Source organism: bacterium, assembly GCA_028821235.1.
Classification (GTDB): domain Bacteria; phylum Actinomycetota; class Acidimicrobiia; order Spongiisociales; family Spongiisociaceae; genus Spongiisocius.
Window position 1 is genome coordinate 32,324 of record JAPPGV010000027.1, and the last position, 26,002, is coordinate 58,325.

Sequence of the window (26,002 nt, forward strand, 5' to 3'; positions counted from 1 at the left end):
GAACCACTCATCGGAGGCCCAGGAGTTGGCGGGCGATCACGTTGCGTTGGATCTCCGACGTACCGGAGTAGATGCTGACCGACCGGGACTCCAGGAGGTCGTGAATCCACCCGTCGTCGAGTCCCTCGTCGGACAGATGGTCGAAAGCTGTGGCGAAGAGGTCCTGGTATACGTCAGCCAGGAAGAGCTTGTCCACCGAACTCGAACCCGGAACCAGCGTTCCGTTCTCCTGGTGACCCAAGGTCCTCAAGACCTGCGCGTCGAGCAGGTCGAGCTTCGACTCCAGGACCCCCAGCGACGCGACGGCGCCTTCGATCTTGCCGAGCGCATCGAGCCGGTCGACGAGATCGGCGAGCCGGCGTCGAAGGCCGGTGGTCCGTTCCAGCACGAACAGGCCGCGCTCGTAGGCCATCGCTTCCATGGACACGTCCCAGCCATTACCGAGCCCGCCCAGGACGTTCTCGAGAGGCACCTCGACCCCGTCGAAGAAGACCTCGCTGAAGTGGGGCTCGCCGAGCATCTGCAACAAGGGCCGGACTGTTACGCCGGGCGATCCCATGTCGACGATCAGAACGGAGAGACCGGAGTGTCGCACCCCTTCGGGGTCGGTCCGCACGAGCAGCGCATTCCACTTGGACAGCTCCGCGCGGCTCGTCCAGACCTTCTGGCCGTCGACCACGAGCACGTCTCCGGAGACCTGCGCCCTCGTGCGGACCGCCGCTAGGTCCGAACCGGCGTCCGGTTCGGAGAAACCCTGGCACCAGATCTCGCTGGCGTCGAGCATGCCGGGGAGAAAACGAGCCTTTTGCGCCGGCGTGCCGCGGCTGAGAATCGTGGGCCCCCAGGTATAGAGAGCGAGACGGTTGATGAGTTGCGGCATGCTGGTTGCGGCGAGTTCCTGGCACAGCACGGCCTCCGCGGCCAGACCCATCCCTCCACCGCCGAATTCGGTTGGCCATGAGAGCCCGACGAAACCCGCCCGATGGATTTGACGCTGCCATCGAGTTAGTGCCGCCATACGGGCTTCGTATTCGAATGGCTGGGGGCCGGGGTCGTTCTTCTCGAACCATCGGCGAAGGTCCAGCCTGAGGTCATGTAACTCGCTCTCGACTCTCAAAGTCGGCGGCACGACGTGGCCGGGGACAATGCTGCTGAAGGGGGCTTGCATTGTCCCAGATAATATCCCATATGTTATAACCAGCCCCACTACCAACAACGCGAAGCACGAGGAAAGGTCAACTTGTCATGAGGAGTAATGTTCGACGTGCCCTCGTCACCGGAGCCGCGCGAGGCGTCGGACACGCAACCTCCCTGTTACTGGCCGACCGGGGTTACGAGGTGGTAGGCGTCGACATCCGCGCGCAGCGTTCGAACGGAGCCACGGCCACGATCAGCGCCGACCTGAGCGATCCGTCGGAGTGCGACCGGGTAATCGCCGAGGCGGGGCGGATCGACGTCCTCGTGAACGCTCACGGCTTGCTTGAGCCACGAGCAATCGAGTCCACAACCGTCGAGGACTTCGATCGAGCGGTGAGCGTGAACCTTCGTTCGGTGTTCCTCCTGTGTCAAGGGAGCGCACCATCCATGGCCGCCGAGGGATGGGGGCGCATCATCAACTTCTCCAGCGTCGTCGCCCGGACCGGGGGGTTCTCGTCCGCGCCCTACGCCGCGGCGAAGGCCGGCGTCATCGCGCTCACGAAGTCGTTCGCGACGGCGTACTCGGGCAGGGGCGTCACCTGCAATGCCGTCGCGCCCGCAGCCGTCGACACCGAACTCAATGCGTTTCTCGACGAAGCAGGGCGCCAGAGGATCATCGATCAGGTGCCGGTCGGCCGGTTCTCGACACCCGAGGAATTCGCCGCGCTCGTCCTGTATCTCGCCGGAGACGACGCCGGATACATCACCGGCGCAACAATCGACATGAACGGCGGATGGGTGATGACGTGACACGAGTCCGGAAGGCTCTCGTCATGTGCCAACGCCACCGGCATAGCCGGATCGTCCACATCCGCCGGTGCGATGGGTGAGATGGAGAAACGCCCGACCGCAGCCGAACGTGGGGAGGACCTCGCTCGCCATCTCCATGCCAACCCCGAGACGGGGCTGGCCGAGATCGATGCCTCGGAGCGCTGCGTACGCCTCCTGAGCGAGGGTGGATTCGACATCCGGCACGGTATAGCCTCGCTCGACACGGCCTTCGTCGCCGAGAAGAAACTCGGCGGGGACGGCCCGACGGTCGGGCTGGTGGTCGAGTACGACGCTCTGCCCGAAGTCGGGCACGGTTGCGGGCACAATCTGATCTGTGGCGGGGTCATGGAAGCCGCTCTGGAACTGGCCGACCGTCCCGATCTGCCGGGCACTCTCAGGGTGATCGGCACTCCGGCGGAGGAATTGTTCGCCGGCAAGGCGCCCATGCTCGAGGCAGGCGCCTTCGACGGGGTAGACGCGGCATTCACCTACCACCCGTCGGACGTGGTCGCTGTCTTCGGCACGCTGAACGGCGCCGCCCTGTTCGACTTGGCCTTTCAGGGACAGGCGTCACACGCGGCCAGCCGCCCGTGGGACGGCCGGAGTGCTCTCGATGCGGCGACTCTCGCGGCGTACGCTCTCGCGATGGAACGCCAGTATCAACGTGACGGCTGCCGGATCCACGCAAAGGTGGAGTCCGTGTCCGGTAGCCACAATGTCCTGCCGGACAGGGCGAGCCTCAGGGTGAACGTTCGAGCTCCGAAGGACGATCTGCTCGAAGGCCTCATCGAGAGCGTGCAACGTATTGCCGAGGGATCGGCCCACACCACCGCGACGGGGGTCACCGTGAGCCTTCTGAGTAAAGCCCGTCCCTATCTGATGCACGAGGGGCTTGCCCGACTCGCCTGGGATGTTCTGGGAGTCCCCGCCGGCACCACGTACGACATCTCGGGCTCCAGCGATCTCGGTGACGTCAGCCAGGCCATTCCGACGGTGTGCGTCACCGAGGTCGGTTGGTCACCCGTGACATGGCACTCGCGCGAGCTGCATGACGCCGCCGGCTCAGAAGGGGCATTCTCCTCGATGCACCGGGCCGCCGGGGCATTGACGAGGATGGTCGAGCGGTTCGCGGCATCTCCGCACCAATGGTTGGCAGACCCCACGCCGGGTTGATGCGGGGAGGATCGGTGGGCGACGACTGTGGGTAGCCAACGCGAGAACGAGCGGGACCGGGCGTGGGTGTCGGCGTCCGGGGTCGAGTTGGAACCGGTCTACGGCCCGCATCATGTCGCTGACGGGCAGCGCCGCGCCGCCGGGTCCCTACCCGGCGCAGCTCCCTTCCTGCGAGGCGCATACCCCGAGATGTACCGCTCCAGGGACTGGCGGATCTTCCAGCTCAGTGGATTCGGCAACCCCTCCGACATGAACAAGCGGATCCGGTTCCTGCTGGACGCCGGGGAGACGGGCGTGATCGTCAAGCACGATCGGATGACGGACGACCACCTCTATGACGTAGACCACCCGGACATCGTCGAGCGTCGAGAGGACGTCGGCTTGACCGGCACGGTCACCGTCGGGCTCAGGGACTACGAGACCATCATGGACGGGATTCCGCTCGCGTCCGTCTACGTCAAGCCGGGCGGAGGGGTCCCGCAGAGCGCCCCGTACACCCTGGCGTGCTACTGGTCCACGGCCAGCCGTCGTGGGATCCCGCTCGAGAATTTGAGTGGCACCGGCCAGAGCGACTTCTTCCTCACGTACATCGGATGCCCAACCAAAGAGCAGATACCTCCGGATGCCGCGATGCGGCTCAACCTGGACATCATCGATTGGTGTATGGAGCGGATGCCTCATTGGGTGCCGGTCTCGATTGCCGGATACAACGGAGCGGACTCGGGGCTCAACGCTTGGCAGGAGCTCGGGGCCGTCTTCGCCAATGCGGTCGAATACCTGGAGGCGGTGTCCGATCAGGTGGACGGCAAGTTTGACAACTTCGCCCGGATGATCGGCGGCGTGAACTTCCGCACCTCCATGGATCTCTTCGAGGACGCGGCGAAGCTGCGAACGGCGAGGAAGATGTGGCATGACCTGCTGACTAACCGGTACGGCGTGACGGACGAACGGTCTCTTCGCCTCCGCATCCACGTCGTCACGGCCGGCAGCAACATGGCGTACCAGGAGCCACTCAACAACATCGTCAGAGGGACGGTGATGGCACTGGCGGCCGCGCTGGGCGGTACCCAGTCGCTGGGAGTCTCGGGCTATGACGAGGCCATGTCCATCCCGTCCGACCATGCGCACCTGATGTCGATCCGTATCCAGCAGATCCTCCAGGAGGAGACGAACATCACCGCGGTAGCCGATCCGCTCGGGGGGTCCTTCTACGTCGAACACCTCAGCCAGGAGCTCGAGAGGCGGGCTCTCGCGTTCATGGACGAGATCGAGAAGCAGGGGGGTTTTCTCTCGGTGATCGACAGTGGCTGGCTCCTCGACCAAGCCGCTACCGGCCAGATGGAGGAAATGGCGGCAATCGAGAGCGGCGGGAAGCGGATCGTCGGCAGCAACGTACACCTCGGACACGAAGAACTCATGCCGATAGAGGGTTTCGAGGGCCGCTCCGGTGAGGAGACCTGGGAGAGGGCCATGCAACGCCTTGCCTCGTTGCGGCGGGAGCGGCACGGACGGGAGGCGGTCCGGAGGCTCAGGGAACTCGAAGCGGCATGCCGGACAACCGAGAATGTCATCCCCCGGGTCATGCAGGCGGTGCAGGCCGACGCGACCATCGGCGAGATAGGGGACGTGTTCCGGAGCGCGTTCGGCGTCTGGGAAGTTCCGATGCGGTTCTGAGCGGTATGGCGCACACCAGGATTCTGATCGCAAAGACGAGCCTCGACGGGCATTGGCGAGGCGTTATGGTCGTCGCCCGAGCATTGAGGGATGCCGGCTTCGATGTGCTGCTCGGTGGAATGCTCCGAGCCGGTGACATCGCTCAGATGGCCGGCGACGAGGACGTGCAGATCATCGGCCTGAACGTGGGGGGAAGGATCGAAGTGGTCCACCGGATTCTGGACACGCTGGAAGAGGCGGGACTCGCGGACATCCCGGTCTTGGCAGGAGGAACGATTCCACCACAGGCGATCGACGATCTGGCCTCCCGCGGGGTCTCCGTCCATCCCCCCGGAAGCCCGTTGACCGAGATCGTCGATGCGGCCAACCGGCTTGTCGGCAGGGTCGGGTGACCGCGCGGATGCCGGACGGGCCGCATCCCGATTACCTCACCAGCCGCCTGAGACGCGCCACGCTCGGTGACGTCCTGGAACGTAGGGCTCTTCGCGACAGAGACAGTCCAGCCGTCGTCGTCCATACAGGTGATCAGCAACGCCTCGACCTCACCTATGGCCGGCTGGACGGTCTCGCCAACCGGATGGGTCGCGCTCTCCAGAGGCAGGGTGTCGGGGCTCGAGACGTCGTGGCGGTGATGGCCGGCAACGGACTCGACCACATCGTGACCTACTACGCCGCTCTCAAGATCGGCGCTGTCTTCACAACCCTCAACCCGAATCTGACCGAGTTCGAGACGGCACGGCAGCTCGAGAGCGCTCGACCGCGCTTGATCGTCGCGGAGAACCGACTGGCTCAGGTGGTTGCCCGTTCTGTCGAGTCGGTCATCCCCACGAGGACGGCGAGTGACAGCATGACTTCCGGGAGCGAACTGGCGGCCATGCTGGAGGAAGAGGAGCCGCTTGCGGGCGATTGGCGCGTCGGCGAGCACGATCTCGCAATGATCATCTATACATCAGGAACGGAGACCGAACCGAAGGGCGTTCGCATACCCCATCGGAACTTCCTGATCGCGACATCTCCCGCGTGGACCGGAGAGCGGTATGTCGAGCCTGACGATCGGTTCCTGCTTCTGGCCCCCATGCACACGATGGCCGGTGTCGGCACCGTCACCAATCTGATCTCGGTGGGCGCCACCGTCGTGCTCGCCGCGAGTACGCAGGCGGCGCACTGCCTGGAGCTGATCAGGTCGGAGCGGATCACCAACATGTCGCAAACGCCGACCTTCTACGTCCGGCTGACCCAGAACGGAGATTTCGACCGAGCCGACATCTCTTCCCTCCGGCAAGCTCATACCTATGGCGGTGTTATCCCCGTACACGTCACCGATGCGATGTCATCCCGTGTCCCGAGGCTGAACTGGGCGACGTACTGGGGGCAAACAGAGTTGAGCCAGCTGGGCGCGATCGGTTACTACGGCAGCCAGACTGAGATTCCCGGGCGCGACCCGCGCTGGATCGGGCGCGCAGTGCCACAGGTAGAGGTCCGGGTGGTCGACGAGTCCGATCAGCCGACCGAGGTCGGCGAGTTGATCTGCCGTTCTCCCGCCGTCATGGAGGGCTACCACCGCCGGCCTGACCTGACTGCTGCGGCCACGAGAGGCGGTTGGCTGCGAACCGGCGACATCGTCCGGATCGATCAGGACATGAACCTCTTCTTCTATGACCGCAAGAAGGACGTCATCAAGTCCGGCGGATTGAACGTCTCCTCTCTGGAGGTCGAGGGTGTTCTCTCGAGGGTTCCGGGCGTCCGGGAAGTGGCAGTGGTGGGCACTCCCGACCCGGTGTGGTCGGAAGCCGTCACCGCGTTCATCGTGCGAGAGGACGGCAAACCAACGGATGGGACGGAGTTGATGGCCGCTGCCAGACGGGAGCTCGCGGCATTCAAGGTGCCGAAGCGTATTCACTACCTACCTGCGCTTCCGCGGGATTCGCAGGGCAAGGTGCTGAAGAGGCAGCTGCGAGAGCTTGTAGTGGAGTAGAGACGCGGCGGGGAGGCTCGGGAGACCCGGCCGGTCGCTCAGCCGGTGGTCCGCCGGCCCTTCAGCTCGGAGCGCCGGGCGTGGAGGATGGGTTCGGTGTAGCCCGAGGGCTGTTCCATCCCGAGGAACACCAGGTCGCATGCGGCCGTGAAGGCCGGGCCGTCGAAGGCCGGCGCCATGGGCCGGTAGCCGGGGTCGCCGGCGTTCTGGCGATCCACCACCACCGCCATCGTCTTCATCGTCTCCATGACTTGGCGGCGGTCCACCACCCCGTGGTGAAGCCAGTTGGCGATGTGCTGGGACGAGATGCGGCAGGTGGCCCGGTCCTCCATGAGCCCGATGTCGTTGATGTCGGGAACCTTGGAGCAGCCGATACCCTGATCGACCCATCGCACCACGTAGCCCAGGATCCCCTGCGCGTTGTTGCGGAGCTCGGCGGTGATCTCCTCGGATGTCCAGTCGGTACTCGGGGCCAGCGGTATCTCGAGCAGCTCTGCCAGGTCTCGCGGCGGGCGGTCGGCGATCTCGTCCTGGCGGCCGGTCACGTCAACCCGGTGGTAGTGCGTGGCGTGGAGGGTGGCGGCGGTCGGGGAGGGAACCCACGCGCAGTCGGCGCCGGCCAGCGGATGGCCGACCTTCTCCTCGAGCATTGCCGCCATGAGGTCAGGCGCAGCCCACATCCCCTTGCCGATCTGTGCCCTGCCCCGCAGACCGCAGGCGATACCCACATCCACGTTCCAGTCCTCGTAGGCCTGGATCCAGCGCTGGGCCTTCATGAGGGTCTTGGGCACCATCGGCCCGGCTTCCATGGAAGTGTGGATCTCGTCGCCCGTGCGATCGAGGAAGCCGGTGTTGATGAAGACGATCCTCGAACGGGCGGCCCGGATGCACTCGGCCAGGTTGAGGGTCGTTCGGCGCTCCTCGTCCATCAGGCCGATCTTGACCGTGTCGCGAGGCAGGCCCAGCACGTCCTCCACATGGTCGAACACGTCGGACGTGAAGCGCGCCTCCGCGGGTCCGTGCATTTTGGGTTTGACGACGTAGCAGGAACCCGTCCGGGAGTTGCGCCTGCCGGTCTGCGCTCGGAGGTCGTGGCACGCCACCAGCGTGGTGACCATGGCGTCCACCAGACCCTCGTGGGCCTCGTTCCCGTCTCGATCGTGGACGGCCGGTGTCGTCATCAGGTGGCCCACGTTGCGGGCCAGGAACAGGGAGCGGCCGGGAAGCGTGAAGCCTGACCCGTCGGGCGCGGTATAGGTCCGATCCTGTGCCAGCCGGCGGGTGAAGGTCCGGCCGTTCTTGGTGACCTCGGCGGTCAGGTCGCCCCTGGTAAGGCCCAGCAGGTTCCGGTAGGCGAGCGCCTTGTCCGCCCCGTCGACGGCGGCGATGGAGTCCTCGAGGTCGAGGATGGTGGTGACCGCCGCCTCCAGAACGATGTCGGACACCCCCGCCGGATCGTCGGCGCCGACGGGACCCTCAGGGTCGATCTCGATGGCGATGTGAAGGCCGTGGTTCCGGAGCAGCACCGCGGTGGGGGCGTCGGTGGATCCCTGGTAACCGGCCAACTGGTCGGGTCGGGCCAGGCCGGCGGTGACGCCCGATGACAGCCGCACCTGCAACCGGCCGTCCGCCACCGAATACCGGGCGGCGTCGGCATGCGAGCCGTCGGACAGCGGGACCACATCGTCCAGGAAGCTCCGGGACCAGGCCACCACCCGGCGACCGCGGGCCGGGTCGTAGCCGCCCGCGGGCGGCGGGTCGCCCAGCGCATCGGTGCCGTAGAGAGCGTCGTAGAGGGATCCCCATCGGGCGTTCAAGGCGTTGAGGGCGAACCGGGCGTTCGTGATCGGGACCACCAGTTGGGGGCCGGCCACCTCGGCCATCTCGGTGTCCACGTCGGATGTGGTGATGGAGAACTCCGGGCCCCTCGGCTCGATATAGCCGATCTCCTCCAGGAAGGCCCGGTAGGCCTCCCGATCGAAGGCCCCGTCCCGGTTGGCCCGATGCCAACCGTCGATAGCGGCCTGGATTTCGGCGCGCCGGAGGAGGAGGTCCCGGTTGCGGGGACCGAAGTCGTGGACAAGGTCGGAGAATCCCTTCCAGAAGGCGCCGGGGTCCACGCCGCTGCCCGGGAGCGCCTCCTCGGTGATGAACTGGTACAGCTCGTCAGCGACTACCAGACCCTCGATGTCCATGGTGTTTCTCCTCGGCGACTCCCGACCCTAGGGTCGGCGCCGCACGAGGTCCCGGCCCACCTCGCCAACCGACCGCACTCCGGCCAGCGCCATGGTAGAGCGCATGGTCTCGGCCAAAAAGTCGAGAACCCAGTCGACCCCCTTCTCCCCGCCGGCGCCCAGCCCGTAGAGGTAGGCGCGACCCACCATCACCGCCCGGGCGCCCAGGGCGAGTGCCTTCAGGATGTCGGACCCCCGCCTTACTCCGCCGTCGCAGATGATCTCCGCCTCGTCGCCCACCTCCTGGGCGATCGGCTCGATCAGGCCGATGGGTGTTGGGGAGCCCTCGAGCTGGCGACCACCGTGGTTGGAGACGGCGATGGCATCCACGCCGTGCTTGACCGCCCGGCGGGCGTCCGCCACGGACTGGATCCCCTTGATGATGATCGGGCCGTCCCAGACCGACCGGAACCACTCGATGTCCGACCACGACAGGCTGGCGTCGAACTGGTCATGGACCAGGCTGGCCAGGGCGACGGCGGAACTGCCGTCATGGTCTGTGAGGCCCACAACGTTGGAGAAGGTGATCGGTTCGGCGGTGATGAAACGCCAGGTCCAGGACGGCCTCCGCAACCCGTCGAGGAGCATGTCCAGCCCCAGCTTGGGGGGCAGGGTCATCCCGTTGCGCACGTCCCGCTCCCGGCGGCCCGGCACCGCCAGGTCGACCGTGATGCACAGTGCTTCGTAGCCGCAGGCGGCCGCCCGCTCGATCATGTTGCGAACCAGCCCGCGGTCCTTCCAGACGTACACCTGGAACCAGTTGCGACCTCCGGCCCCCGCATCGGCCACCTCCTCGATGGAGCGGGTCCCCAGCGTGGACAGGGAATAGGGGATGCCACGGCGCGCCGCGGCCCGAGCCACCGGCAGCTCGCCCCCCGGATCGACGATCCGGGTGAAGCCGGTGGGGGCGAGGACCACCGGCATCGGGAGGGGCCGGCCCAGGAGGGTGGTGGAGGTATCGATGTGCGACACGTCCCGGAGCACGGAGGGAACGAACTCCCACTTGTGGTAGTCCGAGCTGTTACGACGGTAGGTGATCTCGTCCTCGGCAGCGCCGTCCACGTAGTCGAACACCCCTTGGGGCAGGCGGCGGCGAGCGATGCGGCGAAGGTCGTCTATGTTCGCCGACGACTGCATGCGCCGCAGGTCGGGGTCTGGTTCGAAGGCCCGGAAGCGCGCTACGGACCTGATCGTTCTGAACATGCCCACGGGATGGAAGGCTAGCGGTCCTTGTGATCGCGTCAGCCCGGTGAGGCCATCCTCCCTCCGCCCGGAGCGGCCACCACCTCTCCGTGCTCGTAGACCATCCGTCCGCGTAGGAGCGTGGCGTCGATCGCTCCTACGACCCGGCGCCCGGCGTAGGGGGTCCAGCCGCACTTGCTCAAGACGTGGTCGTCGCTGATCACCCAGGACCGTTCCGGATCGACCAGGACCAGGTCGGCGTCCCGTCCGACCTCGATGCGGCCCTTCCGGGAAAGGCCGAAGATCTCCGCCGGCCTGGTGCTGGTGAGACGCACCACGTCCTCGAGGGTGATGCGACCGGAGCGAGTTGCGTCCAGGAGCAGTGGTCCGTAGAACTCGAGGGAGGGTGTACCGGTGTGCGCCGCCCAGCCATCCTCCCAGCCAGGCTCCTTCTCCGCGGCAAGGTGTGGGGCGTGATCGGTCGCAACCAGATCGATCGTCCCGTCGCGCATGCCGTCCCACAGGGAGCCTTCATGCTCCGGCGGTACCCAGAAGGACAGAGCGTAGGAGCCCAGGCGCTCCACGGTGTCCCAGTCGTTGCCGAGGAACACCGCCCACGGGTTTATCTCCGAGGTCACGTCGCGACCCTGTGCCTTGGCGGCCCGTATCTGGTCGACCATCCCGGCCGTCTGCATGTGCAGCACATGGAGGCGTGCCCCGGTCGCCTGCTGGATGCGGAGCACCACCGCCAGCGCGGCCTCCCATACGATCCCGTCGTGCTCGGCGTAGGCGCGGGCGTAGGCGCGGTAGTCACGCTCGCCCCGGCTCCAGTAGTCCTGCTCGATGGCATCCATGATCGACTGGTCGTGCACATGGACCATCAGGGGAAGGCCGGTCCGCTCCACGAGGGCGAAAATCTCCAGCAAGCGACCGTGGTCATGCACACCAAGGCCGGGCATGTGGGGGTAGTCACGCCCCGTGTCGGCCACCATGTAGATCTTGAACCCGGCTATGCCCATCCTGGCCAGGGTCGCGATCTGGTCGGGATCGGTGGCAGCCGCGTTGATGTTCCAGTCCACCGTCGCTGCTTCCCGATAGTGCTCGATCATCGATGCCAGCGTGGCCGCGTCCTTTGGGGGCGGGGACACGTTGGGCATGGCGAAGGTGGTGGTGACCCCTCCCGCGGCGGCAGCCCGCGTGGCGGTGGTGGCGTCCTCCTTGTGGGTGAACCCGGGGTCGCGGTGGTGGCAGTGGGTGTCGACCAGCCCGGGCAGGATCATGAGTCCGTCTGCGTCGATAACCCGCCTCGCCGGGATTCCGGAGCCGGGATCCACTATCCCGGAGATGCGCTCGCCATCCACGAGGACATCCGCCACCTGCCTGCCCCAGGCGTTGACGACCGTTCCTCCCCTGATTGCCAGGTCGTGTCGGGCCATCAGATGATCGACTCCCCTCCGTCCACCGCGAGAACATGACCCGTGATGTACGAAGAGCGAGGCGAGAGAAGGAACCCCACCGAGTCGGCGATCTCTTCGGGGCGGGCCAGGCGGCGCAGGGGAACGCCCGCCCTGAACCGTTGCAGGTTTCCGTGGATGCGATCCTCCACGCCCGATTCGATGGGTGAACTCCAGAGGTCGACCATGCCCGTGGCGGTGGAGCCGGGATTGACGCAGTTGGCCCTGATCCCGCTCTCGGCAAGCTCCAGGGCCAGCACCTTGGTGAAGGCGGCCACGCCGGCCTTGGCGGTGCAGTAGGCGGCCTGGCCGATCCGGGGGAGCGTGGCCGAAGTCGAACCGATCGTGACTATCGAGCCCTCCCCTCGCTCGAGCATCAGCGCCGCTGCCTTCCGGCTGGATAGGAAGGTACCGAAGAGATCCACGTCTAGGACCCGCTTCCACCGCTCGTAGGGGAACGACGCCACCGGGGCCGACGTCTGGCGGATACCCGCGCACGTGACCAGCCCGTAGAGCGGTCCCAACTGGTCCACGACGGTCCGGAACCCGTCCTCCAGTGACTCCGGATCCGTCACATCCGCGCGGATCCCCGCGGTCGTGACTCCGGTGGATCCGAGACTCTCGGCGGCGTCATGCGCGCGGTCACCGTCGATGTCCAGGATGGCGACCTTCCCGCCTTCCGAGATGATGTGGCGGGCCACGGCCATCCCGATACCGCCGGCTCCGCCCGTGACGGCGGTGACCGTGCCGTCCAGCGTCACGGCGGTCCCGGCCCGGGTCTGGAACCGCCTGCGGCGGGCGTATGGCGGAGGCTCATCGTTCCTGTGGATGACCTTGGATCGTGGGCGTTGACGGGCCGCCTCCGGCAAGGTCGACGGCCCCGGCAACTATAGTCCTCTGTCGATATCGGGCCACGATATCAAGAGTCTGTGCTAGGTGCGTAGGGAGGTCGCATGGACGGCAACGTGCTTGAGGTCCTAACCGACCACGTGCTCGGGCTCGGCTTCGAGGCGATACCCGATCGGGTGATCCGGCATACCAAGGCCGTCATAAGCCACGACCTAGCCGTAGCGATGCTGGGTTGCGGCACCGGGGAGGCGCAGAGGGCGGTGGACTTCGCCACGTCCACCGGAAACTCTGGCGCCTCGACCGTGATCGGCCACCGGAAGGGGCTTGCGCCGATCGATACCGCCTTCGCCAACGCGGTGATCATGCGATCCCTCCGCCAGGAGGACTCGATACTCCCTTCGTTCATCCATCCTGGTCCCATCGTCATCCCTCCGGCTCTGGCCCTCGCCGAGGAGCGCCGGCTTCCGGGCCGGGAGGTGATCGCGGCTGTTGTCGCCGCCTACAACGTGCTAGGGGCTCTGGCGGGATCCGAGTGGACGTGGGAGCGGTGTGCCCGAACCCCATCACACGTGTACGGCGCCTTCGGGGCGGCCGCGGTATCGGCCCGGCTCCTCGGCCTGGACACCGACCAGACGCGGAGAGCACTGGCGTACGCCGGCAACTACGGCGCAATGATCACCCACGGCTTCGAGAACCACCAGTACGGAATCCTGGCGCGCAACGGCATGACCGCCGCCGAGTTCGGCCGGGCAAGGGCACCCTGCAGAGAGGACGCTCTCGAAGGACCCCACGGTTTCTTCGAGGCCCAGGTGGGTGGAGTGCGGCCGGGCCTGGAGGAGGACCTGGAAGGGATCGGGTGGCGCTGGGAGATTATGACCGCGGTTCTCAAGCCCTACCCCTGCACGGCCATCAACGTGGTCCCGCTCACGTTGCTCGAGGAACTAGTGCGGCGGGTAGGGCTCTCCGCCGAAGGGATTGAGCAGCTCACGGTACGGCGGGCGCGGGACTCGTTCCGCGTTCCGGGAATCAACGATCCTGATCCCCGTGCTACCGAGTTCGGCCGGATCAGCTCGCTCCGGTTCAACTTGGCGGTGGTGCTGCTGAGCGGTTCGGTGACCCCGCGGTCCCATCAGGACCCGCACCTGGCCCAGGAGGCCGCCCGGTTGGCGGGCATCATCCGACTCGAACCCACCCCCTCTGGGGACCTGCTCCATCACGAGGTACTGGTCAGCACAGTGGACGGACGCCGGTTCTGCGTGGCCGGAGGGGCGGAAGTCCTGCCGACGCCCCGACCGACCGGAATCGCCAGGATGCACCAGGCGGGCGACGCGGCGGCGGCCCGGATAGAACTGATGGAATCCGAGGTCGATCGTTTGGACTCGGTGGGCAGCATCGGCGGGCTGATGCGGAGCGTAGCGTGACCTCTGGAGCGCTCGGCGCCGGACGTTGTGGACCGTTAGGGTGGTAGCGTTCCGGGCACCTGAACGCCGATCCGGCGAGGCGTCCCCATGATGGAAGACCTGATCGCGAACGCCTACGAGGTGATTGCCGACAATCCGATCCTCGACGGTGAGACCTTTCGCGTCACCCACCTCCAGCGAACCGAGAGATCCACCAGCGCGGTGTGCTCGATCGAGGTGGGCGGCGGCCTGCGTCCCCACATCCACCACCATCACGACGAGATCATCATCTTTCTGGAGGGCGAGGCCGATTTCCGCCTGGGTGACGAGATGCGGCGGGTGAGGGCCGGTGACGTGGCGGTCGTACCGGCCGGAACCGCCCACGCCACCATGAACGCCGCCACACGGGTGGTCATCGCTGCGGTCTTCGCTCCCAACTTCGATCCCGCGAACGAGGACCGCGAGTACGTCGACTGACATGGCACCCACAGGGCGGCCGGATCCGCCTAGCCATTCCGGACCCGCGCCGGCGCCGACACCGGTCGTGGACCGGATGGTGGGGTTGCGGCGGGAGCTGCACCGCCATCCGGAGCTCTCGGAGCGGGAGGAGCGAACGGCCGGAGTCATCTGCTCATTCTTGGAGGATCTCGGCATTCCTTTCAGGGCGGGGGTGGGCGGACACGGCGTGGTCGCCCGGGTACGCGGTCGCAGCACGGGGCCCGAAGTGGCGCTCCGGGCCGACATCGACGCCCTTCCCATTCATGAGGAGACCGGACTCCCGTTCGCGTCCGCGGTCGAAGGCGTCATGCATGCCTGCGGCCACGACGGCCACACAGCCATCCTGGCGGGAGCGGCCGTCCTGTTGAGTGCCGAGCCTCCCCCCTTCCCGGTGCGCCTGCTCTTCCAGCCCGCGGAAGAACGGGGGAGCGGGGCGCGGATGATGATCGACGACGGAGCTATCGACGGAGTGTCGGCTGTGTTCGGCGGCCACCTTGACATCAACTACCCGGTCGGCACGCTGGTCGTCACCGAAGGCGCGGTCAATGCAGCATCCGACTACTTCACGATCGATATCACAGGCAAGACGGGTCATGCTGCCCGGCCACATGAGGCGGTGGACGCGGTGGTGATCGGAGCATCGCTGGTGAACGCGCTCCAGACGGTCGTCTCTCGGGAGGTGGACCCCGCCGACCCGGCGGTGCTGACGGTGGGGAGTTTCAACTCCGGAACGGCCGAGAACATCATCGCCGGCTCGGCTCGGTTGACAGGGACCATCCGTACCCTGAACCCCGAGGTGCGCCGGCACCTGTGTGACTCGGTGCTTCGGATGGCCGAGGCGGTGGGGCGACTCCATGGCTGCGGGGTGGATGCCGAGGTGCGAGAGGGGAACCCTCCCGTTGTCAACGGGCCCGCAATGACGGAGCTGGCCCGGCGGGCGGCTTCGGCCCTGGTCGGAGAGGCCGGAGTGCTGCGGATGCGCACGGTCAACATGGGATCGGAGGATTTCGGACGCTACCTGGAGCGGGTTCCGGGGTGCTACATCCGTTACGGCGGCCGGATCCCGGGCGGCGATCCGTCGCCGGCCCATTCGAGCCGGTTCGACTTCGATGAGCGGGCCCTCGAGGTGGGAGCACGCTGGCTCGACGCCATCGCCCGGTTAGCCGGTGAGGAGTTGGCCCGCTAGTGGCTCAGGCCTCCAGCGCCTCGATGACCGCCGCCATGAAGCGGCGACCCTCGGCGCCGTCGATGATGCGGTGATCGTAGGAAAGGCTCAGAGGGAACTGCCGGGCGATCACCACGGTGTCGTCCCTCACCACGGCTCGTGGCTCGGCGCGGCCCACCGAGAGGATGGCGGAGGTTCCGTAGGGGATGATCGGGGTTCCGGTACCCCCTCCCACCGCTCCGATGTTCGACACGGTGAAGGTCTGACCCCGCAGTTCGTCGACACCCAACGTCCGTTCCCTGGCGCCGGAGGCAAGCCTCCGAACCTCGGCGGCCAGCTGTTCTATAGGGAGGGTGTCGGCGTCGCGGACCACCGCTACCAGCAGGCCTTCAGGTGTGTCGACTGCGAAGCCGATGTCGTAGAACCGTCGTTCGATCACGTCACTGCCGTCCACGACCGCGTTGAAGGAAGGGAACCGGACGAGAACCGGGACGAGGCGGGCGATGAGGAGCGCCTCGACCGGCGGCTTGCCCAGCCGTTCCCGGTCCCTCAGGAGTCGGTCCGAGCCGGCGTGCCCGTAGGTGGTCACGTGAGGTATCTCCCTCCACGACCGGGAGAGGTTCTCCGAGATGGCCCTGCGGAGGCGGGACATCGGCGCGCGTACCGAGGGGCGTTCGGAAGCTGCTGCCCGTACGTCCGCTTCGGTGATGCGGCCGAGCGGGCCGGTGCCGGAGACGGCCGACAGGTCGACGCCCAGGTCACCGGCCAGCTTCCGCACCATGGGCAGGACGAGCGGCCGGCCGGACACGCCGGGTTCCGCCCCTGGGAGGACACCTACGACGGGCGCCGACGCCTCCTCGACCACTGGTGGTGGCGTCTCGGGCTCCTCCTCCCACCTCTCGCCGGGCTCCCCGATCACGGCGAGCAGGGAGTCGACTTCCACCGTGTCGCCGTCCTCGCCCCCTCGATACAGCAGCACACCCGCGTACGGGGAAGGAATATCGACGATTGCCTTGTCCGTCTCCACCTCTACAAGCGGCTCGTCGAGCCCCACGGTCTCTCCGATGGCGACGTGCCAGGATACGATCAGGGCCTCTACCAGCCCTTCTCCCACGTCGGGAAGGTGGAATTCGCGTGCCACTTCAACCCTCCAGCGTTTGCCGGGCTGCCGAGACGATCCGGGCCACGGATGGCATGTAATGCCGTTCGGCGAGCCGTAGGGGTACCACCGTATCCCATCCGGTAACCCTCTGGACGGGCGCCCGCAGCGAGTAAAGGGCACGTTCCTGTATGAGGGCCACGATCTCGGCGCCGTAACCCGCCGTAAGGGGCGCCTCGTGCACGATGACCGCGCGGCCGGTCCTCACCACCGACGCGACGATCGTGTCCGCGTCGAGTGGCACCAGGGTCCTCAAGTCGATGATCTCTGCGCTCACGCCGTCTTCGGCCAGCCGATCGGCGGCCTCCCTGGTCTCGCGCATCATGGCGCCGTAGGACACGAGAGACACGTCCGAGCCCGTCCGGTCGACCTCGGCCGAGCCGATTGGCGTCGTGTGCCGGCCACCGGGTACCTCGCCGCGGGCCGCCCGGTAGAGCCGGATGGGCTCCATGAAGATCACCGGATCCGGGTCGTCGACAGCCGCCAGGAGCAGGCCCTTGGCATTCTCGGGAGTGGAGGCTACGACCACCTTCAATCCCGGGATGTGGGCGTAGACGGCCTCGGTGGACTCGCTGTGGTGCTCGGCGGCGCCTATCCCCGCCCCGTACGGAAGCCGGATCACCATGGGGGCGGTGAACCGGTGCCGGGAACGGTTCCGGATCCTGGCAACGTGGTTGATCACCTGGTCGTAGGCGGGGTAGGAGAACCCCATGAACTGGATCTCGACGACCGGGCGCATGCCGGCCACGGCCATCCCGAACGCAGCACCGACTATCCCCGACTCGGCGACCGGGGTGTCGATCACCCTTTCCGTCCCGTGCTTCTCGACCAGGCCGTCGGTTATGCGGAAGACGCCGCCGGTGGTCCCGATGTCCTCGCCGATGACGACGACCCGGGGATCCGAGAGGGCGACGTCGAGCGCCGCGTTGAGTGCCTGCGCCATGGTCATCACGCTCATTGCGAATCCCTCTCCGCGAGGGAGCGCTGGATGCGCAGCGGTGCCGTCAGCTCCTGGTAGGTGGCGTCGAAAATCTCACCGGCGGTGAACGACACGAGGGACTCGGCCTCGGCCACGGCGGCCTCGATCCGGCGCGACGCCCGTTCCTCCAGTTCGGACTGCCACGTTTCATCCCAGGCGCCCTGCCCATGGAGCCAGAGGCGAACCCGCTCCAAGGGGTCCTTGGCGCGCCAGGTCGCGACCTCCTCGTCCACCCGGTACCGTCGATGGTCATCCGCCGTGGTGTGGCCGTGGATCCGGTAGGTGAGCGCCTCTACGAGCGTCGGGCCGTCGCCGCCTCGGGCACGCGCGACCGCCTCGGCCACGACCTCCTCGACCGCCAGGACGTCATTGCCGTCGACCGCGACCCCTGGGAAGCCGTAGGCGACGGCCTTCTGCGCGATGGTCTCGGACGCCGTCTGTTGCGAGCGGGGCATGGAGATGGCCCACCCGTTGTTCTGGCAGAGGAATACCGTCGGGGTGCGGTACACCCCGGCGAAGTTCATCGCCTCGTGGAAGTCCCCCTCTGAGGTAGCGCCATCCCCGAACATCGTCAGGGCGACGGCGTCAGTTCCCTGCAACCGCTCGGCCCAGGCGATGCCCACGGCGTGGATCATGTGCCCACCGACTGTTATCGAGGGTGGGAGCGCATTGACACCCTCCGGCGGGTGGCCTCCCCTCTCGTCGCCCATCCTGGTGAGAAGCAGGTTCTTCCACGGGTAACCGTGGAAATACATGGCCGCCGCGTCCCGATAGCTGGCCACCAACCAGTCCCTGGCCGCCAGCGGGGCTACCGCCCCGACCTGGGTGGCCTCCTGGCCTTCGTAGGGCGCATAGGTGGCGAGCCGACCCTGGCGCTGGAGCGCCGAAGCCTTATGGTCGTAGAGGCGCGCCTCTACAAGTGCCCCGTATCTGGCCCGGACGGCGTCGATGTCGGGCGCCGCCCGGCCGGTATGGACACCCTCGGGTGTGATTACCTGGTGAGGCTTGAGGTGCATTGTGCGGAAGGCTACAGTGTCGATAACGGATCACGATATCGGATGTTGAGACCGTCGGCCGGACGGCCGGTTTGCGCCGAGCCGTTTCCTGCAGCGGTCACCGGAGATTCAAATGGCGGACATCGTAGAGCGCAAGGTGGGGGATCTGACCCTCCGTATCGATCGAGACCTCTGCGTGGGCTTCGAGCATTGCACCGACGAGTCGCCCGTGGCCTTCGAGCTAGGCGACTACGACGTGGTCGAGTTCGCGCATCCCGAGCGCGAAGACAGGTCGCGCCTCATCGTGGCCTCGGAGGCATGTCCGGTGGATGCCCTGTCGGTAATCGACTCCGAAGGGAACCAACTCGTTCCTCGTGTCTAGTCGCTAGTTACTATTAGTTTGCACTAAGCACTGACCTCTGACGGCGGCTGTATACGGCGACAGCGGGTGCGGTTGCGTACATTCAGGTGACCGATCCAACCGTGCCGAGATGGTATCGGGCTACGATATCGCCATCCAACGTCGCCACCGAAGAGGCAGCAGAGGAGGGTAGCTATGTGGGCTTACATCCTGCGGAGAGCCGCCCTCGGGATACTGACCCTGTTCGTCATCTCGATCATCTCGTTCGCGATCATCCAGCTCCCGCCGGGCGACTTCGTGTCAACCGCCTTGGCGGAGCTGGCGGAGAGCGGGACCGAGACCGCGGACGAGTTCGCGGCCCAGTTGCGGGCGGAGTACGGGCTGGATCGTCATATCGTGGTCCAGTACGGCATCTGGATGGGCCGGGTGCTGCAGGGAGACCTCGGCACATCGTTCTTCCACCAGAAGCCGGTTCTCGAGGTAATCGGCGACCGCCTGCCGCTCAGCATGCTGGTGTCGATGTCGGCGCTCGTCTTCACCCTGCTGATCGCCATCCCGATCGGGATCTACTCGGCTGTGCGGCAGTACTCGGTCGGCGACCACATCGCCACCTTCCTGGGGTTCCTCGGCCTGGCAACACCCAACTTCCTCCTGGCATTGGTGATGCTGTACGCCGGGTTCCTCTGGCTCGACGTCTCGCTGGCGGGGTTGTTCTCGGTGGAGTACGCCACCGCGCCGTGGAGCCTCGCCAAGCTCGGGGACCTGCTGGTTCACCTCCCGATCCCGGCGATCGTCCTGGGGACGGCAGGAGCGGCCCAGCTGATCCGCATCACCCGGGCCAACCTCCTGGACGAGAAGCGCCAGCCCTACGTCACAACCGCCCGGGCCAAGGGCCTGTCCAACCGTAGGGCGATCGGCAAGTATCCGGTGCGGGTGGCGATGAACCCGGTGGCCAGCTCGGTGGGCCTCCTGTTCCCCAATATCGTCTCCGGCGCGGTGATCGTGTCGGTGGTGCTGAGCCTCCCCACCATGGGTCCCGTGCTGCTTAGCTCGTTGCTGAGCCAGGACATGTACCTGGCAGGAGCAATCATCCTCCTGCTGGGCGCGTTCACGGTGCTCGGAGTGTTCCTGTCCGACCTGGCCCTGATGTGGCTCGATCCCAGGATCCGGCATGGCAACCTCTGAACGACCACCTCCGCTGCCGGGTGACACCGGCGAGGGGAACGTGGCCGTACTAGTGGAGGAGGACCGGATCTCGGTCGCCCCGCAGTGGAAGCTCATGTGGTGGAGGTTCCGCAAGCACAAGGTTGCGGTGAGCGCGGGCTTTGTCATTGCCGCCTTCTACCTCGTGGCCCTGCTGGCGAACTTCTTCGCCTACTCCGATCCCGACGACTCCCGCCCGGCCCAGTCCTTCATACCCCCCTCGCCCATCCATTGGTTTTCGGAGGACGGTACGTTCGGCCCTTACGTTCACCCGCTGGTGGGCGAGCGCGACTTCGAGACCTTCAAGAAGGTGTGGGAAGCCGACGAGACCGTGTCCATTCCCATCCAGCTGTTCGCCCGCGGCTACGAGTACAAGCTCTTGGGCTTGTTCGACACCGACATCCACCTGATAGGCGTGCCCGAGGCGTACGAATCTGAATCCACCATCTTCCTGCTGGGGACCGACAACTTCGGTCGGGACATCTTCTCCAGGTTGGTCCTCGCCACCCGGACCTCCCTGACGATCGGGCTGGTCGGCGTCTTCCTGAGCCTCGTCCTGGGGGTCACCCTGGGAGGTATCTCCGGCTACTACGGGGGTGTGCCCGACTCGATCATCCAGCGGATCATCGAGATACTTCGCTCCGTCCCCGTCATCCCCCTGTGGCTGGGAATCGCCGCAGCCCTGCCTCTCACCTGGAGTCCCACCCGCATCTACTTCTCCATCACGATCATCATCTCCCTGATCGGGTGGACCACCCTGGGCCGGGAGGTGCGGGGACGGTTCCTCCAGCTGCGGCACGAGGACTTCATAATGGCGGCGAGGCTGTGCGGCGCCAGGGACGGGCGCATCATCCGAGTCCACATGGTGCCCCTGCTTACCAGCCACATCATCGCCGCCACCACCCTGGCCGTACCCCTCATGATCATCGCGGAGACCTCCCTCAGCTTCCTGGGCCTCGGCCTCCGGCCACCGGCCATCTCCTGGGGTGTCATGCTCCAGGACGCCCAGAACGTCCAGACGGTCGCCCAGGCGATCTGGATGCTCATACCCGTGGCTCCGGTGATCCTGGCCGTACTGGCCTTCAACTTCCTGGGCGACGGTGTCCGAGACGCGGCCGACCCCTATGGAGGCTGACGTGCGAACCGACCGCTCGCTGCTCTCCGTGCGGAACCTGAAGACCTACTTCATCGCCGACGAGGGGGTCACCAAAGCGGTCGACGGGGTGAGCTTCGACGTGTCGGCGGGCCGGACGCTGGGGATAGTCGGAGAGAGCGGGTGTGGCAAGAGCGTCACCGCGCTGTCGATCCTGCGGATAGTGGATGACCCCGGCCGGATCGTCGACGGCGAGATACTCCTCACCCGGAACGACGGGACCCCCGTCGACCTCGTGAAGCGGCGACCCAACGGAAAGTACATGCGTTCGGTGCGGGGAGGCGAGATCGGGCTCGTCTTCCAGGAACCGATGACATCGTTCAGCCCGGTCCACACCATCGGCAACCAGTTGACCGAGGCCATACGCCTCCACGAGCGGCTCAACAAGGCGGAGGCCAGGGAGAGGGCAGCGGACCTTCTCACGATGGTGGGAATCCCCCGTCCCGCCGCCACCCTGGACCAGTACAGTTGGGAACTCTCCGGCGGCCTTCGCCAGAGGGCCATGATCGCCCACGCGCTGGCGCCCGATCCCAGGCTGCTGATCGCGGACGAGCCCACCACCGCGCTCGATGTGACCACCCAGGCCCAGATACTCGATCTCATGATGTCCCTGCAGGAGGAACGGTCGATGGCGGTAATGCTGATCACGCACGACCTCGGCGTCATCGCCGAGACGGCGGACGATGTGGTGGTGATGTATCTGGGCCGCGAGGTAGAGCAGGGTTCCGTGGAGAACATCTTCTACGACCCCCAGCATCCATATACCCGAGCCCTGTTGCGTTCCATCCCGGCCCTGGACGCGGCGCCCAAGGCCAAGCTGCCCGCCATCACCGGATCCGTGCCCCATCCGTTCGACCGCCCGAGCGGATGCAGCTTCCATCCCCGCTGCTCGGAGGCCATCGAGGGCTTGTGCGCGGTCGAAGAACCCGAGACCTGGACGACTGCCCCCGGCCGGGAGGTGGTCTGCCATCTATTCCGCGATCAAGAGACGGCGGTCTCGATCGAAGGACGAGGGTCATGACCGGGCCCGGCGCGGCCGAGAGCCCCACTCCCGATAACGGGTCCTCGAACATCCTCGAGGTCCGTAACCTCAAGAAGCACTTCCCGATCAGGGTGGGCTTCGCCAACCGGGTCAGGGGTCACGTCCGGGCCGTCGACGGGATCAGCTTCGACGTCCGCCAGGGCGAGACCCTGGCGCTGGTGGGCGAGAGCGGATCGGGCAAGACCACCGCGGTCCGCTGCTTGGTCCGGGCGTTGGATCCGACCGCCGGCGAGATCCGCTTCCGTACCGAAACGGGTAAGTGGATCGACCTGAGCGACCTCAGCCGGCGGGAGTTACGTCCGCTGCGGCCCCAGATGCAGATGGTCTTCCAGGACCCGCGCTCATCGTTGAATCCCAGGATGACCATGCTCGACATAATCGGCGAACCCCTGCTGCTCAACGGGATGAACAACCGCAATGACCGCATCGACCGGGTCGAGGAATTGCTCCGCCTGGTTCGCCTGCGCCCCGAGTACATGCGCAGGTTCCCGCATGCCTTCAGCGGCGGCCAGCGGCAGCGGATCGGCATCGCGCGCGCCCTTGCTCTGAACCCTCGCCTGGTGATAGCCGACGAGCCGGTGTCCGCCCTCGACGTCTCCGTGCAGGCGCAGACCCTCAACCTGCTGCTCGAGCTCCAGGAGGAACTGGGCCTCACGTACATATTCGTCGCGCACGACCTGAGCGTGGTCAAGCACATCAGCGATCGGGTTGCGGTCATGTACGTCGGCAAGATCGTGGAGATCGGGGAGCGCGACCAGGTGTTCTTCAACCCGAAACATCCCTATACGGCGGCGCTCCTGAATGCCGTGCCCCGCACGGACCCCCGTGCCAGCCGCACGAGGATCCCGCTGCGCGGCGAGGTGGCGGATCCGGCCGACCCACCCAGCGGGTGCTACTTCCATCCCAGGTGCGCCTACGCCATCGAGCGGTGCGGTGCCGAGACCCCTGTGGCAGAGGTGGTGGACGGGGAACGGCGGGTCGAATGCCTGCGAGTCGCGGAGTTGGAACTACCAGGCGTCACCACCGGCTGAACACACCTTCCGAACCGGCAACCTCACGCATGCCGGGTCTCCGGCGGGGCTTCCAGCAACCCTGCGAAACCAGTTGACACAATGGTTCTTGTGCGGATATCGTGAAGCGTTATCGGGACTTGATATCAACAGCACGAGGCCTGCGGAGAGGGCGGACAACCCGACCGATCACAACCTTTGACACGTGGGCGGAGGAGGTTCCGTTGATGGCGGACGATAAGCACCAGGGCGACAAGGGTGTCTCGAGGCGCCGTTTCCTGAAGCTGGCCGGCGGCAGTGTTGGAGGTGCCATCGTCATCGCCGCTTGCGGCGCGGACGACGAGCCGGCTCAGACCACCGCCGCGCCCACGCAAACCACAGCCGCCCCGGCGACGACCCAGGCGGCTACCACGGAGACGACCGCCGCGGCCCCTGCGGACGCGCCGACCACGACAGCCGCAGCAAGCGACGCGCCGACCACCACGGCAGCAGCGGCTGCGGACACGACGACCACGACCCGCGCCATCGAAAGGGGCTTGCCGGCGATCGAGGGTCACATCGTGATCACCGATCCTGCCCAGTACCCCACCACGTACAACGAGTCGCCGGAGATGGCTGCTCGGGTGGCGGCGGGCGAGCTCCCGCCGGTTGACCAGCGCGTTCCGCGGAATCCCCTGGTGGTCGAGCCGGTGCATGAGATCGGCACCTACGGCGGGCGCGAGCTGCGCCGCGGGTACATCTCCACGGTCAATGATCGCCAGAACGCCAACCGGTTCAACGGTGGGCCGGACAACCTGATCTACTGGGACTACGCCCACCGGCAGGTAATCCCCAACATCGCGGCCGGGTTCGAGGTAAATGCCGACGCCACCGTGCTCACGCTCTACCTGCGTGAAGGGATGAAGTGGTCCGACGGAGCGCCGTTCACCGCCGAGGACATTGTCTGGTGGCGCCAGCACATGAGCCTGAACTCCAACGTCGCGGCTCCCCCGGGACAGTTGCGCGTCGGTGGGGAGCAGGTGGCCGTGGAGAAGGTGGACGATTACACGGTCACGTTAACCGCGGTGGCACCCTACCCCCTGTTGCCGCAGATCATGGCGGGATGGGGTTCCATCAACGGGCAGACCATCACCGGTCAGTTCGGTTACGGGGGCTTCGCGCCTGCCCACTACCTGCAGCAGTTCCACGCCGACTTCAATCCTGACGCCGACGCGCTGGCCCAGGATGCCGGCCAGGAGAACTGGGGCGCCTACCTCAAGAACCGGAACACGTGGCAATTCAACCCCGAGTTGCCGACCGTCACCCCGTGGGTGATGACACGGCCGATCAACGATCCTCCATGGGAGTTCGAGGCCAACCCGTACAGCATCTGGGTGGATACGGCGGGTAACCAGTTGCCGTACATCCACAAGATCAGCATGGCCGGAGCAGAGGACCGGGAAGTTCTGATCCTCAACTCCGTCGCCGGGGAGTACGACTTCCAGGACCGGCACCTCCAGGTGGCGAGCCTCCCGGTGTTGCTCGAGAACCAGGAGCGCAGCGGGTACATGATCCACCGCACTCCCGGCGTGGGGTCGGACTTCGGGGTGCGTATCAACCTTGCCTACGACGCCGACCCGGTGATCGGTGAGTTGATCCGTACGGCCGACTTCAGGCGAGCCCTGTCGATGGGTATCGACCGGGACGAGATCAATGAGGCCATCTTCCTGGGAACGAGCCAGACGACGTCTTCGGCGCCGTCGGAGCAGAGCGTCTACGCCCTGGGTCAGGAGTGGGTCGAGAAGTGGGCCACGCTCGATGTCGATGCGGCCAACGCGCTGCTCGACGGGATCGGTCTGACCGAGAAGGACGGAGAAGGCTACCGGCTGCGCCCCGACGGCAGCGGCGACCGGCTCGTGCTGGTCTACGAAGCGCCGGCCAGCTTCGCCGACTTCCCGGCCGCCGGACAGTTGATCCGGGAACACTGGCGCGAGATCGGGATCGACCTGAGCGCTGGTCCGGCGGTTACCGGCGGCCTGCTCGTGGAGAAGGCCGAGGCCAACGAGATCATGTTCTCGGGCCACACGGTCTCATCCCCCGATCCGTTCCGGCAGCAGGACGGGATCATGCCCACCAGGACCAACAACTATCCGGGCTTGATCGGCATCCCCTACGCCAAGTGGCGGGCCACCGACGGCGCCGACGGCGTGGAGCCACCCGATCAGCTGATGATCAAGGAGGGTTGGGCCCTGCTTGACGCCGGTCTGGTCGAACCGGACGATGCGGAGCGGATCCGGATCGCGAAGGAGATCTACAAGCTCCATGTCGATCAGGTCTGGTCGATCGGGGTGGTCGGCGACGGCCTGGCAATCTACGGGATGTACTTGGCGAACACCAACCTCGGCAACATCCCGGCCCGGATATCCAACACGCTGGACCAGCGGGCGCCATCGAACGCCCTTCCTCCCGCGTTCTACTGGAAGAGCTGATACACAGCGACTGCGGAGGGTGGCGTACGGGCCACCCTCCGTCGCGCCCGGGGCAGCCTC

General features: G+C 66.5%; 22 protein-coding genes. 14 read left to right on the forward strand and 8 right to left on the reverse strand.

The annotated features are described in order from the left end of the window. Nucleotides 1-7: 7 nt before the first annotated feature. The gene (locus tag OXK16_03050) at nt 8-1,168 is read right to left on the reverse strand and encodes an acyl-CoA dehydrogenase family protein (protein MDE0374925.1); all 1,161 of its coding nucleotides are present in this window, start codon (nt 1,166-1,168) and stop codon (nt 8-10) included. A gap of 77 nt (nt 1,169-1,245) precedes the next feature. On the opposite strand from OXK16_03050, the gene OXK16_03055 reads away from it, so the two are divergent. The 5 genes from OXK16_03055 (at nt 1,246) to OXK16_03075 (ending at nt 6,790) form a co-directional block, all read left to right on the forward strand. After that, entirely contained in the window at nt 1,246-1,947 is a 702-nt protein-coding gene (locus OXK16_03055; GenBank protein MDE0374926.1) for an SDR family NAD(P)-dependent oxidoreductase, read from the forward strand. 81 nt (nt 1,948-2,028) lie between these two features. Beyond that, entirely contained in the window at nt 2,029-3,141 is a 1,113-nt protein-coding gene (locus OXK16_03060; protein MDE0374927.1) for an amidohydrolase, read from the forward strand. A gap of 27 nt (nt 3,142-3,168) precedes the next feature. Then, complete coding sequence (locus OXK16_03065; GenBank protein MDE0374928.1) at nt 3,169-4,815, forward strand: acyl-CoA mutase large subunit family protein; 1,647 nt, start codon at nt 3,169-3,171, stop codon at nt 4,813-4,815. A 5-nt stretch (nt 4,816-4,820) separates the two neighbouring features. Continuing rightward, nucleotides 4,821-5,207 carry a cobalamin-dependent protein gene (locus OXK16_03070; GenBank protein MDE0374929.1) on the forward strand — a complete coding sequence of 129 codons (387 nt, stop codon included), beginning with the start codon at nt 4,821-4,823 and terminating at the stop codon, nt 5,205-5,207. After that, the gene (locus OXK16_03075; GenBank protein ID MDE0374930.1) at nt 5,204-6,790 is read left to right on the forward strand and encodes a class I adenylate-forming enzyme family protein; all 1,587 of its coding nucleotides are present in this window, start codon (nt 5,204-5,206) and stop codon (nt 6,788-6,790) included. Before OXK16_03070 ends, OXK16_03075 begins: the two co-directional genes overlap by 4 nt. A 38-nt stretch (nt 6,791-6,828) precedes the next feature. Here OXK16_03075 and OXK16_03080 read toward each other — a convergent pair whose 3' ends face one another. From OXK16_03080 to OXK16_03095, 4 genes are read right to left on the reverse strand one after another with little or no spacing between them, the layout of a single operon-like run. After that, nucleotides 6,829-8,985, reverse strand: coding sequence for a malate synthase G (locus tag OXK16_03080; protein ID MDE0374931.1), 2,157 nt, complete (start codon nt 8,983-8,985; stop codon nt 6,829-6,831). Nucleotides 8,986-9,012: 27 nt separating this feature from the next. Further along, the gene (locus OXK16_03085) at nt 9,013-10,227 is read right to left on the reverse strand and encodes an alpha-hydroxy acid oxidase (GenBank protein MDE0374932.1); all 1,215 of its coding nucleotides are present in this window, start codon (nt 10,225-10,227) and stop codon (nt 9,013-9,015) included. Nucleotides 10,228-10,265: 38 nt separating this feature from the next. Continuing rightward, nucleotides 10,266-11,642: a dihydroorotase family protein gene (locus OXK16_03090; GenBank protein ID MDE0374933.1), complete on the reverse strand. Its 1,377-nt coding sequence runs from the start codon at nt 11,640-11,642 to the stop codon at nt 10,266-10,268. Then, nucleotides 11,642-12,547, reverse strand: coding sequence for an SDR family NAD(P)-dependent oxidoreductase (locus OXK16_03095; protein MDE0374934.1), 906 nt, complete (start codon nt 12,545-12,547; stop codon nt 11,642-11,644). The genes OXK16_03090 and OXK16_03095 overlap by 1 nt, the downstream gene beginning before the upstream one ends. 66 nt (nt 12,548-12,613) lie before the next feature. On the opposite strand from OXK16_03095, the gene OXK16_03100 reads away from it, so the two are divergent. The 3 genes from OXK16_03100 (at nt 12,614) to OXK16_03110 (ending at nt 15,593) form a co-directional block, all read left to right on the forward strand. Beyond that, nucleotides 12,614-13,930: an MmgE/PrpD family protein gene (locus tag OXK16_03100; GenBank protein MDE0374935.1), complete on the forward strand. Its 1,317-nt coding sequence runs from the start codon at nt 12,614-12,616 to the stop codon at nt 13,928-13,930. 87 nt (nt 13,931-14,017) lie between these two features. After that, the gene (locus tag OXK16_03105; GenBank protein ID MDE0374936.1) at nt 14,018-14,386 is read left to right on the forward strand and encodes a cupin domain-containing protein; all 369 of its coding nucleotides are present in this window, start codon (nt 14,018-14,020) and stop codon (nt 14,384-14,386) included. A 76-nt stretch (nt 14,387-14,462) separates the two neighbouring features. Then, a complete protein-coding gene (locus OXK16_03110; GenBank protein MDE0374937.1) occupies nt 14,463-15,593 on the forward strand; it encodes a M20 family metallopeptidase in 1,131 nt (376 codons plus the stop codon). A 4-nt stretch (nt 15,594-15,597) separates the two neighbouring features. On the opposite strand, the gene OXK16_03115 is transcribed toward OXK16_03110, so the two are convergent. From OXK16_03115 to pdhA, 3 genes are read right to left on the reverse strand one after another with little or no spacing between them, the layout of a single operon-like run. Beyond that, nucleotides 15,598-16,713, reverse strand: a complete 1,116-nt coding sequence (locus OXK16_03115; protein MDE0374938.1) for a dihydrolipoamide acetyltransferase family protein — start codon at nt 16,711-16,713, stop codon at nt 15,598-15,600. 1 nt (nt 16,714) lies between these two features. Further along, nucleotides 16,715-17,689, reverse strand: coding sequence for an alpha-ketoacid dehydrogenase subunit beta (locus OXK16_03120; GenBank protein MDE0374939.1), 975 nt, complete (start codon nt 17,687-17,689; stop codon nt 16,715-16,717). Beyond that, on the reverse strand, nt 17,686-18,726 hold the full coding sequence (pdhA, locus tag OXK16_03125) for a pyruvate dehydrogenase (acetyl-transferring) E1 component subunit alpha (protein MDE0374940.1): 1,041 nt from the start codon (nt 18,724-18,726) through the stop codon (nt 17,686-17,688). Before pdhA ends, OXK16_03120 begins: the two co-directional genes overlap by 4 nt. A gap of 112 nt (nt 18,727-18,838) precedes the next feature. Here pdhA and OXK16_03130 point away from each other — a divergent pair, with 112 nt between their 5' ends. The 6 genes from OXK16_03130 (at nt 18,839) to OXK16_03155 (ending at nt 25,942) form a co-directional block, all read left to right on the forward strand. Further along, on the forward strand, nt 18,839-19,087 hold the full coding sequence (locus OXK16_03130) for a (4Fe-4S)-binding protein (GenBank protein MDE0374941.1): 249 nt from the start codon (nt 18,839-18,841) through the stop codon (nt 19,085-19,087). Between the two features lie 174 nt (nt 19,088-19,261). Further along, nucleotides 19,262-20,251 (forward strand): ABC transporter permease, encoded by a 990-nt coding sequence (locus tag OXK16_03135; protein MDE0374942.1) that lies wholly within the window; start codon nt 19,262-19,264, stop codon nt 20,249-20,251. A 94-nt stretch (nt 20,252-20,345) separates the two neighbouring features. Beyond that, complete coding sequence (locus OXK16_03140) at nt 20,346-21,404, forward strand: ABC transporter permease (protein ID MDE0374943.1); 1,059 nt, start codon at nt 20,346-20,348, stop codon at nt 21,402-21,404. A 1-nt stretch (nt 21,405) separates the two neighbouring features. After that, nucleotides 21,406-22,443 carry an ABC transporter ATP-binding protein gene (locus OXK16_03145; GenBank protein ID MDE0374944.1) on the forward strand — a complete coding sequence of 346 codons (1,038 nt, stop codon included), beginning with the start codon at nt 21,406-21,408 and terminating at the stop codon, nt 22,441-22,443. Next, nucleotides 22,440-23,495, forward strand: a complete 1,056-nt coding sequence (locus OXK16_03150) for an ATP-binding cassette domain-containing protein (GenBank protein MDE0374945.1) — start codon at nt 22,440-22,442, stop codon at nt 23,493-23,495. The genes OXK16_03145 and OXK16_03150 overlap by 4 nt, the downstream gene beginning before the upstream one ends. 206 nt (nt 23,496-23,701) lie before the next feature. Then, a complete protein-coding gene (locus OXK16_03155) occupies nt 23,702-25,942 on the forward strand; it encodes an ABC transporter substrate-binding protein (protein ID MDE0374946.1) in 2,241 nt (746 codons plus the stop codon). Nucleotides 25,943-26,002 lie beyond the last annotated feature (60 nt).